The sequence below is a fragment of the Agrobacterium sp. M50-1 genome (assembly GCF_049843495.1).
GTDB lineage: Bacteria > Pseudomonadota > Alphaproteobacteria > Rhizobiales > Rhizobiaceae > Agrobacterium > Agrobacterium radiobacter.
Window position 1 is genome coordinate 51,554 of sequence record NZ_JBBHZH010000006.1, and the last position, 12,284, is coordinate 63,837.

General features: G+C 55.8%; 13 protein-coding genes. 8 read left to right on the plus strand and 5 right to left on the minus strand.

Annotated elements, in window-relative coordinates; all coding sequences use genetic code 11:
- The first annotated feature begins 13 nt into the window (after positions 1–13).
- Together WDZ78_RS15395 and secB are read left to right on the plus strand one after the other, a co-directional pair.
- Entirely contained in the window at positions 14–562 is a 549-nt protein-coding gene (locus tag WDZ78_RS15395) for an FxsA family protein (RefSeq protein WP_020010702.1), read from the plus strand.
- A gap of 102 nt (positions 563–664) precedes the next feature.
- Positions 665–1,147 (plus strand): protein-export chaperone SecB, encoded by a 483-nt coding sequence (secB, locus tag WDZ78_RS15400; protein ID WP_004444254.1) that lies wholly within the window; start codon positions 665–667, stop codon positions 1,145–1,147.
- A gap of 98 nt (positions 1,148–1,245) precedes the next feature.
- Here the strand turns inward: secB and dnaQ are convergent, their stop codons facing one another.
- The 5 genes from dnaQ to WDZ78_RS15425 are packed head-to-tail and all read right to left on the minus strand — an operon-like array spanning position 1,246 to position 4,850.
- Positions 1,246–1,944: a DNA polymerase III subunit epsilon gene (gene dnaQ, locus WDZ78_RS15405; protein ID WP_020010703.1), complete on the minus strand. Its 699-nt coding sequence runs from the start codon at positions 1,942–1,944 to the stop codon at positions 1,246–1,248.
- Positions 1,937–2,545, minus strand: coding sequence for a dephospho-CoA kinase (coaE, locus tag WDZ78_RS15410; protein WP_425673504.1), 609 nt, complete (start codon positions 2,543–2,545; stop codon positions 1,937–1,939). Before coaE ends, dnaQ begins: the two co-directional genes overlap by 8 nt.
- Positions 2,545–3,405, minus strand: a complete 861-nt coding sequence (locus tag WDZ78_RS15415) for a shikimate dehydrogenase (protein WP_425673505.1) — start codon at positions 3,403–3,405, stop codon at positions 2,545–2,547. Before WDZ78_RS15415 ends, coaE begins: the two co-directional genes overlap by 1 nt.
- On the minus strand, positions 3,398–3,997 hold the full coding sequence (locus tag WDZ78_RS15420) for a Maf-like protein (RefSeq protein ID WP_425673506.1): 600 nt from the start codon (positions 3,995–3,997) through the stop codon (positions 3,398–3,400). The genes WDZ78_RS15415 and WDZ78_RS15420 overlap by 8 nt, the downstream gene beginning before the upstream one ends.
- A gap of 31 nt (positions 3,998–4,028) precedes the next feature.
- Positions 4,029–4,850, minus strand: coding sequence for a pyruvate, water dikinase regulatory protein (locus WDZ78_RS15425; protein WP_425673507.1), 822 nt, complete (start codon positions 4,848–4,850; stop codon positions 4,029–4,031).
- A 409-nt stretch (positions 4,851–5,259) separates the two neighbouring features.
- Here WDZ78_RS15425 and hemE point away from each other — a divergent pair, with 409 nt between their 5' ends.
- The 6 genes from hemE to rsmG all read left to right on the plus strand — a co-directional run bounded on the left by hemE (position 5,260) and on the right by rsmG (position 12,282).
- Positions 5,260–6,294, plus strand: coding sequence for a uroporphyrinogen decarboxylase (gene hemE, locus WDZ78_RS15430; RefSeq protein WP_425673508.1), 1,035 nt, complete (start codon positions 5,260–5,262; stop codon positions 6,292–6,294).
- Positions 6,291–6,836 carry a protoporphyrinogen oxidase HemJ gene (gene hemJ / locus WDZ78_RS15435; RefSeq protein ID WP_425673509.1) on the plus strand — a complete coding sequence of 182 codons (546 nt, stop codon included), beginning with the start codon at positions 6,291–6,293 and terminating at the stop codon, positions 6,834–6,836. Before hemE ends, hemJ begins: the two co-directional genes overlap by 4 nt.
- A 185-nt stretch (positions 6,837–7,021) precedes the next feature.
- Positions 7,022–8,287: a transcription termination factor Rho gene (gene rho, locus WDZ78_RS15440; RefSeq protein ID WP_425673510.1), complete on the plus strand. Its 1,266-nt coding sequence runs from the start codon at positions 7,022–7,024 to the stop codon at positions 8,285–8,287.
- An 87-nt stretch (positions 8,288–8,374) separates the two neighbouring features.
- A complete protein-coding gene (mnmE, locus tag WDZ78_RS15445) occupies positions 8,375–9,706 on the plus strand; it encodes a tRNA uridine-5-carboxymethylaminomethyl(34) synthesis GTPase MnmE (RefSeq protein WP_425673511.1) in 1,332 nt (443 codons plus the stop codon).
- Positions 9,707–9,769: 63 nt separating this feature from the next.
- Positions 9,770–11,653, plus strand: coding sequence for a tRNA uridine-5-carboxymethylaminomethyl(34) synthesis enzyme MnmG (gene mnmG, locus WDZ78_RS15450; protein ID WP_425673512.1), 1,884 nt, complete (start codon positions 9,770–9,772; stop codon positions 11,651–11,653).
- Positions 11,654–11,664: 11 nt separating this feature from the next.
- Positions 11,665–12,282 (plus strand): 16S rRNA (guanine(527)-N(7))-methyltransferase RsmG, encoded by a 618-nt coding sequence (gene rsmG / locus WDZ78_RS15455; protein ID WP_425673513.1) that lies wholly within the window; start codon positions 11,665–11,667, stop codon positions 12,280–12,282.
- Positions 12,283–12,284 lie beyond the last annotated feature (2 nt).

Below are 12,284 nucleotides of genomic sequence, written 5' to 3' on the forward strand. Positions count from 1 at the left end.
GCAAGGCTAGAAGATGCGTTTTTCCTTTCTCCCCATCGTCATCCTGATGATGCCCATTCTCGAAATTGCCGGCTTCATTATCGTCGGTAAAGCGATCGGCTTGTGGCTGACATTGGCGCTTGTCCTGTTCACGTCGTTTCTGGGGCTCCTGATCCTGCGTCTCGGCGGCATCGGCATGGTGAGAAACCTTCAGGATGCGGGCCGTACCGGCGCGCAGCCGGCGGATGAGCTGGTGAATGGAGCCATGCGCGTCGTTGCCGGGATCCTGCTTATCATTCCCGGCTTCATTACCGACATTCTCGGCCTTCTGCTTCTGTCGCCGGTCGTACGGCGTTTTTTCTGGAAAGCCTTCGGACCGCGGGTCGTCGTTGCGGGTTCGTTTAGGCGGCCCGGCCAGCAAGCCGGTCCTCAGCCCGGTGATTTTTCCGGCTTTCGCAATGGTCCGGGACATGCGGGCAATTCGAAGGTGGTGGATCTTGATGAAGAGGAGTTTCACCGCGAGGAGCCAAAGGGTTCCCCATGGTCGCGCAAACCTGATGATCGCGACCTGCCCAAACCCTGATCCCGGGCGGAATGGATCACCATGACCCGATCACGAAGGGTTGTAAGCCCCCGGTCGAAATGATAGACCGCCTTCCACGAATTCACGCCGTGAGGAAACGTAATGACCGCTGAAAATGGTGCACAGGGCGCAGTAAGTCCTTCCCTCAACATTCTTGCCCAGTACATCAAGGATCTTTCCTTCGAAAATCCGGGTGCTCCCCGTTCGCTTCAGGCCCGTGAGAATGCGCCTTCGATCAACATCAATGTCAACGTCAACGCAAACCCGATCTCCGGCTCGGATTTCGACGTTGTCCTGACACTGAATGCGGAAGCCAAGGATGGCGACAAGGTCCTGTTTGCGGCCGAGCTGGTTTATGGCGGCGTGTTCCGCATTGCCGGCTTCCCGCAGGAACATATGCTGCCGGTACTCTTCATCGAGTGCCCGCGCCTGCTGTTCCCCTTCGCCCGCCAGATCATCGCCGACGTCACCCGCAATGGCGGCTTCCCGCCGCTGATGATCGACCCGATCGATTTCGCGCAGATGTTTGCGCAGCGCGTTGCCGAAGAACAGGCCAAGGCCCAGGTTCAGGCTGTACCGAACTAAGCGGCGCCCACCGCGCGGCATTGCAGATAAAACAAAACCCGGGTTCTTCGCCCGGGTTTTTCTTTGGCCAGAGTACCATTTCAACGCCTCAGCAGGCGTCAATTCTGGTAGCGGTTCCAGATTGCCTTGTCGCCCATGCCGAGAACGAGCTTGCCATGGGCCGCGACCGTTTCCGCATCCAGTCTTGAGGGCAAGGGGCTCGGCCGTTGCAGCGGCTCAAGCGGCACATCGTCCTCGATGACAATAGTTTCCTGCTTGGCGGCGGAACCGAAACCGAGCGCCGTCTGACGCCCGCCGATCATCTCAATATAGACTTCGGCCAGCAGTTCGGAGTCGAGAAGCGCGCCGTGCTTGGTACGGTGGGAATTATCGATACCGTAACGCCGGCAAAGCGCATCCAGCGAGTTCGGCCCCATAGGATGCTTGCGGCGGGCAAGCGAAAGCGTGTCCGTCACCAGCTCGGCGGACACCGGTTCGATGCCGAGGCGTGCGAATTCCGCGTTGATGAAGCCCATGTCGAATGTGGCATTGTGCGCCACCCAGCGCGCACCATCGAAGAAGTCGCGAATCTGGTCGACGACTTCGGCGAATTTCGGTTTGTCTTTCAGAAACTCGTCGGTAATGCCGTGAACGGCAAGCGCGTCGGGATGAACCTTGCGATCTTCCGGGCTGATATAAAGATGCAGCGTGCGGCCGGTAGGAAAGTGGTTGATTAGCTCGATACCGCCGATTTCAATCACACGGTCCAGCTTCGATTCAAGGCCCGTGGTTTCCGTATCGAAAATGATCTCACGCATTCATCTCTCCGCGGCGCGACTCAGCGGCCAGTTTCTGCAATATCTCTCTTACCTGATCCCGTGCTGCTTCGACACCACTTCCGGAATCGACGATAAAATCGGCGCGCCGGCGCTTCTCCGCATCGGGCGTCTGTCGCGCGAGTATCATTTCGAATTTCTCTTCCGTCATGCCGGGTCGGGACAAAACCCGCTCTCGCTGAATCTCCGGCGCACAACTTACCACCACGACTTTATTGACGCGGCTTTCCGCACCGGTTTCGAACAGCAGGGGAATATCGAGGAGGGCGAATTGCCGATCGTCTTTCCTTGCCGCAGCCAGAAAAGCGTCCTGCCTCTTGCGCACCAGCGGATGCACGATTTCCTCTAACCTGCCAAAATTAGCCGGATTCTTCCGTAAGACATCGCCGAGTTTCTGCCTGTCCACCACACCGGAAACGGTGGTACCGGGAAAGGCTGCCTCGATCAGCGGAACTGCTTCGGTCCGGTATAGCCCATGCACGACCTCATCCGAATCGAGAACTGGGACCCCTTCCCCGGCAAACAGCTTGGCGGTCGTCGTTTTTCCCATTCCAATCGAGCCGGTAAGACCGATGACGATCATCAATGTTTCTCCATGTCCTCGATGATGAGAGAACGCAGGGTTTCATCGACCTCAGGCATTTTGCCGAACCATCGCCTGAAACCGGGTTTTGCCTGATGAAGCAACATGCCTAATCCGTCGACTGTCGCAATGCCCTGCTCTTGCGCCATTTTCAGGATCGGGGTCTTTAAAGGCACATAGACGATATCGGTCACGACGGCCTGGGCGGCCAGCGGCGAAAAATCGAGATGCGGCGCTTCTGTTCCATCCATGCCGAGCGATGTCGTGTTCACGAAAAGCCCGGCGCCCTGCATGACCTCATGAAGCGCTGCCTGGGGGTGGGAAAAGACCCGCGGCCCAAAACGGTCAGCCAGTTCGCGCGCACGCTCGACGGTACGGTTCAGGACATGGATCTCGGCAATACCACGATCACGCAGGGACTGAATAACCGCCCGGCTTGCGCCACCGGCACCCAAAATCACGGCCCGCTCGGTCTTGTCCCAGCCCGGGTGCCGCTCATCGAGATTGGCGACGAAACCGTAACCATCCGTATTGGTGGCGCGAAGACTGCCCTCCTCCATCCAGACAGTGTTGGCGGCGCCGAGTTCTTCCGCCAGAGCGTCGGGTTTATCTGCCAGCCGATAGGCCGCTTCCTTATGGGGAATAGTGACATTGCCGCCTACAGGCGTGCCCGGTTTGCCTTCCTTCAGCGCTGCAATGAAATTTGCGAAATCATCGGGAGAGACTTCAACGGCCTTATAGGAACCGGCAATCCCGAATTTCTTCAACCAGTAAGAATGGATGATAGGTGATCGGGAATGCTTGATGGGGTAACCGACAACGAAGGCGTTTATGGTTAATGTTTCACGTGAATCAGCCATCGATGACATCCATGTCGCGCAGTTTCGATAAAAGCGGCAGAAGCGGCAGGCCGAGAATGGTAAAATAATCACCGTCGATCGAGGTGAATAGCTGGATTCCCTCGCCCTCGAGCTGATAAGCACCGACACTGCTCAAGGCCTTGTCGCCCACCCGTTGAAGATGACGGGCGACAAATTCCGCGCTTAATGTTCGGACGGCTAGCTCGGCGCTGGAAATGGTCTGCCACACCACCTCCCCATGTCGGACAAGAACGGCAGCGCTGTTAAGGCGATGCACCTTGCCGGATAATGAGAGCAGATGCGCCTTGGCCTCCGTCATGGTTTTTGGCTTGTGATAGACACGGGCACCAAGCGCCATGGTCTGGTCGCAGCCGAGAACCAGTGCTTCCGGATGGAGCGCGCCGACCGCAAGAGCCTTGGCCTTGGCAAGTTCCAGTGCAACCTCTTCCGGGCTGGCGCCGTCTCGTTCCAGCTGTTCATCGAGCGCACGCTCGTCAATATCGGCCGGAATTGCCGAAAATGTCAGCCCCGCATTGCGCATCAGCATCTGACGGGATGCGCTGGACGAGGCGAGGATCAACTCTTGTTTCATCGACTGTCTGCTCCGAATGGTGCGATCCGGATTATCGCGTCCTCGAGCGGAGTGCAAGGATCGCGGCGGCCGTTTCCTCGATGGAGCGGCGTGTGACATCGATCAGCGGCCAATTATTGCGGGCGCAGAGCGCGCGCGCATATTTCAGCTCTTCCATGATGGTGGCGCGATCCGTGTAACGCCCGCTGTCAAATCCGCCCGTCGCGCCCAGCTCCCGATTTTCACGCACCTGCGATATGCGATCCGATGTCGCGACCAGGCCCACAATCAGCGGCCGGGTGGCGGCATAGAGGCTTTCGGGCAGCGGTACATTGGGAACAACAGGAATATTGGCGGTCTTTATTCCCCTGTTGGCGAGATAGATGCTGGTTGGTGTTTTCGATGTGCGGCTGATGCCGATGATGACAATATCAGCCTCGTCATAGGTCTCCGGCATTTGCCCATCATCATGATCCATGGCGAAATTAAGCGCCTCGATCCGGGCAAAATAGTCCGCGTTCAACGCGTGCTGCGCGCCAACGCGCCGTCTGGAGGGCGCACCGAGATAGGTCTGGAAGATGCCTATGATCGGTTCCAGGACATTGACGCACGGCACACCGATCGTATGGCACCGCAGATCCAGAAACTCCGCCAGTTGTTGATCGACGATTGTGTAGAGAACGATGCCCGGTTCCTTGTCGATGAGGTCGACCACCTGCGCGAGCTGTTTCTGGTTGCGGATCATCGGATAAACATGTTCCACCGGCATTGAGGCGTGGAACTGGGCCGAAACGGCGCGACCGGCCGACATCAGAGTCTCTCCCGTTGAGTCCGAAATCAGGTGCAGATGGAAGAAGCTTTTTTTGTTCTCCACGCTGTTTTTCTCCCGCTGTTGATAAACCGGGACAAATCCCCGAATTGCCCTGCGGGCCGAACCGCGCCGTGAATAAAGTGGTGTTTTTCCACAATCCGCAAGTGGCTTCAATCATCGCCGGCGCACCTGTGAATTATTTGAAGAATGTGGAGTTGTTCAATAACTCTCCCCAGATTATCCACAGACATGCGGTTTTCTGTCTCAGCTATAACTAAATGAAACAATTCAATAAATTTTGGTTTTCCGGATTATTTTAAAACCATCACATCGACGATATCCTCAGTAATCAGACAGACACTGCGACTGCGGCATTTCGACTGGAATGATTTTAATCCTTGCTACCCACAGACTCTAAGAAATAGAAAATCTTTTAAATCTCTTTGATTTTATTTTTTAGAAGCTGGGTGTGATGAGCGAACGCAAGGTTATGACAGTGTTGAACGGGCAGACGGTCACACCGCCGCCCATTTGGCTGATGCGACAGGCAGGGCGCTATCTTCCCGAGTATCGGGAAACGCGGAAGAGTGCCGGAAGTTTTCTCGATCTCTGTTATAATCCCGAGTTGGCGACGGAGGTTACTCTCCAGCCCATTCGCCGGTTCGGGCTGGATGCCGCAATTCTCTTTTCCGATATTCTGGTGATACCCGACGCGCTTCACCGCAACGTCTCCTTCAGCGAAGGCAAAGGTCCTGCCATGGACCCAATCGATGTCAGTGGTATCGAGAAGCTGGATGCCGCAAATGTCATGGCGCATCTTTCGCCTGTTTTCGAAACCGTCTCCCGTTTGCGTAAGACCTTGCCGGAGGAAACGACGCTTCTCGGCTTTTGCGGCGCGCCCTGGACGGTTGCGACCTACATGATCGCGGGACATGGAACACCGGATCAGGCTCCGGCGCGGCTGTTCGGTTATCAGGAGCCGGCCGCTATGGAAAAGCTGCTGGCTTTTCTTGCCGATGTTTCCGCCGATTATCTGGTGGCGCAGATCGACGCCGGCGCCGATGCGGTTCAGATTTTCGATTCCTGGGCCGGTGTGCTCGGTGAAAAGGAATTCGAGGACTATGCGATAAAGCCGGTCGCCCGCATTATCGCATCGGTGCGCGCCCGCCGGCCCTCGGCAAAGATCATCGCCTTCGCCAAAGGAGCTGGTTATCTTCTCAAAGATTATCGCCGCAAGACGGGCGCCGACGCCATCGGGCTCGATTGGTCTGTGCCGCTCGGTTTCGCCAGAGACTTGCAGAAGGAAGGCCCTGTGCAGGGCAATCTGGACCCCATGCTGATGGTGGCCGGCGGCAAGGCCTTGCAGGATGGCATCGATGCCGTGCTGCAGGCGCTGGGACAGGGTCCGCTGATCTTCAATCTGGGCCATGGCATTACCCCCCAGGCCGACCCGGAAAACGTGACCCGGCTGGTGCAGCGCGTGCGCGGCGGCGGAGCCGGGGCATGAGCGACGAAAAACAAACCTCCGCCCCTTCCGGCAACCGGGCGGCTGCGCGCGCCGGCATCGCGCTTGGCGTCTTTGCCGCTTTCGTCGCCCTGTTATTTTATGCCGATCCGGCCGATCTTTATCTCTGGATCAAGGCGCTGCATATCATCGCCGTGATTTCCTGGATGGCGGCAATTTTTTACCTGCCGCGGCTTTTCATCTACCACACCGATGCGCCCGCCGGTTCGCAGCAATCCGAAACCTTCAAGGTCATGGAGCAGCGGCTGATCAAGGTCATCATGAACCCGGCAATGATGATATCCTGGACGTTGGGGCTTTATCTCGCATGGTCGGTTTATGGTTTTTCCGGCGGCTGGCTGCATGCGAAAATCGGGCTGGTGGTGCTTTTGACCGCGACGCATGTTTATTTCACCCGCAGCGCGAAGCGTTTTGCGCGGGATGAAAATACAAGACCTGCCCGTCACTGGCGGTTGATGAACGAAGTTCCGACCGTACTGATGATCCTGATTGTCATACTTGTGGTTGTGAAACCCTTCGGTTAAGACGATGCGACGATAAATTTCGCGGAATTCGTGCTTTCCTCTTGCAGCGGCCGTGTTCAATCGCTATTTTCGGACCACTCATCTTCGTGGCATGTGAATTATTCAGTCATCTGCGGTATCTCCCACAGCATCTGATTCGCGAACACGCCCTCCCCCAAATTACATTATCAAACGGTCTTTCCTTCATGGCTGAAATGAAGCTTCAGGAACTTAAGAGCAAATCGCCTACCGACTTGCTGACTTTTGCTGAATCCCTGGAAGTTGAAAATGCGAGCACCATGCGCAAGCAGGAGCTTATGTTCGCAATCCTCAGGGTTCTCGCGAGCCAGGACATCGAAATAATCGGCGAAGGCGTCGTTGAAGTCCTGCAGGACGGTTTCGGGTTCCTGCGGTCCGCAAATGCAAACTATCTGCCCGGTCCGGACGATATCTATATTTCGCCTTCGCAGATCCGCCGGTTCTCGCTGAAGACCGGTGATACCGTCGAAGGCCCGATCCGCGGCCCCAAGGAAGGCGAGCGTTATTTCGCACTTCTCAAGGTCAACACGATCAATTTCGACGATCCCGAAAAGATCCGCCACAAGGTTCACTTCGACAATCTGACGCCGCTCTACCCGAATGAGCGCTTCAAGATGGAACTGGATGTTCCGACCTCCAAGGACCTATCGTCGCGTGTGATCGACCTCGTCGCACCGCTCGGCAAGGGCCAGCGCGGCTTGATCGTGGCGCCGCCGCGCACGGGTAAGACTGTTCTGCTGCAGAACATCGCCCATTCCATCACGGCAAACCATCCGGAATGCTATCTGATCGTTCTCCTGATCGATGAGCGTCCGGAAGAAGTGACCGACATGCAGCGTTCCGTGAAGGGTGAGGTTGTTTCCTCCACCTTTGACGAGCCGGCAGTCCGTCACGTCCAAGTCGCTGAGATGGTCATCGAAAAGGCGAAGCGTCTGGTCGAACACGGCCGCGACGTTGTCATCCTGCTCGATTCCATCACCCGTCTTGGCCGGGCCTACAACACGGTCGTTCCCTCCTCCGGCAAGGTCCTGACCGGTGGTGTGGACGCCAATGCCCTGCAGCGCCCGAAGCGTTTCTTCGGTGCTGCCCGTAATATCGAGGAAGGCGGCTCGCTGACGATTATAGCCACGGCGCTGATCGATACCGGTAGCCGTATGGACGAAGTCATCTTCGAAGAATTCAAGGGTACCGGTAACTCGGAAATCGTGCTAGACCGCAAGGTTGCCGACAAGCGTATCTTCCCGGCGCTGGATATTCTCAAATCCGGTACGCGTAAGGAAGACCTGCTGGTGCCGCGCCAGGATCTGCAGAAGATTTTCGTTCTTCGCCGTATTCTCGCGCCGATGGGAACGATGGACGCCATCGAATTCCTGATCGACAAGCTGAAGCAGACAAAGACCAATTCCGATTTCTTCGAATCGATGAATACCTGATCCGAACTTTTAGCCGGATTCATCACAAAATCTGTAGAGCCGTATCCGTTCACTCGGATGCGGCTTGACTGTTTTAGACAGAGGTAAATGATGGCAGCTTCCGCCGATACGATCTATGCGCTTTCCAGCGGTGCCTTGCCGGCTGGCGTCGCTGTTCTCAGGATCAGCGGGCCAGGGGCTTTTGATGCCTTGAAAATGCTGACGGGTCGGGAGCTTCCATCACCACGAAAGGCCACCCTCTGCTCGATTCGGAATCGAAATAATGAGGTGATCGACCAGGCGCTGGTAATCACCTTTCCAGCGCCTAATTCTTTTACCAGCGAGGATTGCGTCGAAATTCATAGCCACGGCAGTCGCGCGGTTATGGCTTCGATTTTTACCGAACTCGAAAACCTTGAGGGATTTCGAACTGCCGACGCTGGCGAATTTTCCCGTAGAGCCCTCGATAACGGGAAGATGGACCTCCTTGAGGTCGAAGGTCTGGCAGACCTGTTGCAGGCCGAGACGGAAATGCAGCGGCGGCTGGCGGTGGAACAGAGCACCGGTAAATTATCGGCGCTCTATGATGGCTGGGCCAGTCGCCTGACACGGGCTCGCGCCCTTATAGAAGCGGAACTGGACTTTGCAGACGAAGAGGATGTTCCGGATTCGGTGGCTGCACAGGTCTGGGACGCAGTGGCGCAGTTGCGCGGGGAAATCCAGGATCATCTCCAGGGAGGCGGAAGTGGCGAAATCATTCGTGACGGGTTCAAGGTTGCGCTCGTTGGCGAACCGAACGCGGGCAAATCCACCCTCTTGAATGCCCTCAGCGGCCGAGACGTTGCGATCGTCACCGACATTGCCGGCACGACGAGAGATGTCTTGAGTGTCGACATCAATCTGGAAGGTTATCTGGTCCGGATCTTCGATACGGCAGGAATACGGGAAACACAGGATGTCGTGGAACTGGAAGGCGTTCGGCGTGCGGTTCTGACGGCGGAAACGGCGGATCTTATTCTACTGCTGCAGGATAATGATTCGACCCCGAAACAATCTCTCGAATCATTCAAAAATCGGAGCTATCTCCGGGTTAGAACAAAAGCCGCACTTCATCCCACTACATTGGACGATCAATATGATTTGTCTATCTCAGCCAAAGAAGGAATAGGCCTGAACGAATTGCGTTCGGTGCTCAAGCAGGAGATAGAAAAGCGTGTCGGCGCCGGCCAGACTTTGGTTCCCGCCCGTGCCCGTCATAAAAAACGACTTGAAGAGACGCTGAACTATGTTAGTGATGCGCTCGATTCCGCGACCCCTGACCTTGCTATAAGGTCGGAATATTTAAGGCTCGCCGCGACATCGCTCGGACGGATCACTGGCTGTGTTGATGTGGAAGATTTGCTGGGCGTGATCTTCTCGGAATTCTGCATAGGAAAATGATTCACGTGAAACATCGGCGGCTGAGACCGTGATGTTGATGCTGACGGAACAGGGCGCAAGGATATGCACCAGTCATTCGATGTCATTGTAATTGGTGGTGGTCACGCGGGCAGCGAAGCCGCAGCCGCGGCTGCGAGGCATGGCGCGAAAACCGCCCTTGTGACCCACAAGCGCGAGACGATTGGCGTGATGTCCTGTAACCCCGCTATTGGCGGCCTCGGCAAGGGGCATCTCGTCCGTGAGATCGATGCGCTGGATGGTTTAATGGGCCGCGTTGCCGACGCGGCAGGTATTCAGTTCCGCATGCTCAATCGCAAGAAAGGTCCCGCTGTTCGCGGGCCGCGTACACAGGCCGATCGACGGCTTTATCGCGAGGCGATGCAGCGTGAGATCGATGCGATTGGAAATCTGACCGTTATTGAGGGCGATGCTTTCGATATTGAAATGGCCGATGATCGGGTCGCAGCGGTCATCATGAAAAACGGTAGCCGGATTCCCTGCGGCGCCGTTGTGCTCACGAGTGGCACCTTCCTACGTGGTCTCATTCATATCGGTTCCGAAAAGATTCCGGCGGGCCGCGTAGGAGAAATGCCGTCTCTAGGTCTCTCGGACACGCTCTCGCGGCTCGGTCTTGTTATGGGTCGTCTGAAAACAGGGACCCCTGCCCGACTGGACGGGCGTACGATTGACTGGAATGCGGTGGATCGTCAGGCGGCTGATGAGGATCCTGTCCCGTTTTCCTTCATGACCGATCATATTGTTAATCCCCAGATCGAATGTGGCGTCACTCGCACCACGCCTGCAGGTCACAAGATCATTCAGGAGAATATTCATCTATCGGCGATGTATTCCGGACAGATCGAAGGGGTTGGTCCACGTTATTGCCCATCAATCGAGGACAAAATCACCCGTTTCGGTGAGCGGGACGGTCACCAGATATTTCTTGAGCCGGAAGGTCTCGATGACCATACGATCTATCCCAACGGCATATCGACTTCCCTGCCCGCTTCCGTGCAGAAGCAATTTATCCGGACGATACCTGGGCTTGAACAGGTTACGATTCTCCAGCCGGGTTATGCGATCGAATATGACTATGTCGATCCGCGCGAGCTGAAGCCATCTCTGGAATGCCGCAAGATTCCGGGGCTGTTTCTTGCTGGCCAGATCAACGGCACGACGGGTTATGAAGAGGCGGGTGCTCAAGGTCTTGTGGCCGGTCTGAATGCTTCGCTTTATGCGGGCGATACCGATCCGGTTTATTTCAGCCGCACCGAGTCCTATATCGGTGTCATGATCGATGATCTGACCTCGAAGGGCGTCAGTGAACCATACCGCATGTTTACATCAAGAGCGGAGTATCGCCTTTCTCTGCGCGTGGACAATGCGGATCTGCGACTTACACCGGTCGGCCAGATGGCGGGTATCATTGGTCTTGAGCGGCGGGAACGCTTCGCGAAGTTCATTTCCGATCTGGATCGTGGTCGGGAATTGATGAAGGCAATCTCCATCAGCCCCTCTCAAGCGGCAAAACAGGGTTTGAAACTCAATCAGGATGGCCAGCGCCGTTCCGTTTATGAATTGCTCGCCTATCCCGATATGACGTTGGAGGCCCTCACCGAACATTGGCCGGAATTAGGAGCGCTGGACAGAAAAGTTGCCGATGTCTTGCACATCGAGGCGAGCTATGCGGTCTATATGCAGAGGCAGAGCGCTGACATCGTTGATATAAAACGGGATGAAGATAGAAAAATACCCGATGACTTCGACTTCAAGGATCTCTCCGGCCTCTCCAATGAGCTTAAACAAAAGCTGGAAAAAGCCCGTCCTGAGAATATTGCGCAGGCCGCTCGTGTTGACGGCATGACACCGGCTGCGATATCGCTGCTGCTCGCACTTTTGCGGAAGGACTCCGCAACGCGAAATGAAAAAATACGCATGCACCAATAGCGAGTCGGATTATGAAGATAAACGGCCAGAGTGTTTCACGTGAAACACAGGAAAGACTCGAACATTTTGTCGAGTTTTTTAAGAAGTGGAACAGAACCACAAATCTGGTCGCGCCCTCTACTCTCACCGAGCTCTGGAGCCGGCATGTCGCCGATAGCGCGCAGATATTTCAGCTCTCCCCTCACCCGAAAAACTGGATCGATCTTGGAAGCGGCGGCGGATTCCCAGGCATCGTCACTGCAATTTTCCTAGCTGAGCTTGGCGATGGCTGGGTCGATCTCGTTGAAAGCAACAATAAAAAAGCGGCATTCCTGCGAATTGCACTGAAGGAAACCGGCGCAAGAGGTGCGGTACATCCGGTCCGAATCGAAACGGCGCCTGAAGTCATCGAGAATTGCGACGCCGTTTCAGCGCGTGCGCTCGCCGAACTGGATCTGCTTTTCGACTATATTCATCCCTGGGCGCAGAATAATCCAAATCTCAAGGCCTATTTTAATAAAGGCCGGGATTATGATTCCGAAGTGCAGAAAGCACATGGTCGCTGGGAGTTTGATCTGGTAAAACATCAGAGTGCCATTGAGGCAGATTCTGTTGTTCTTGAAATCAGCAACCTCACTTTGAGGCGCTGACG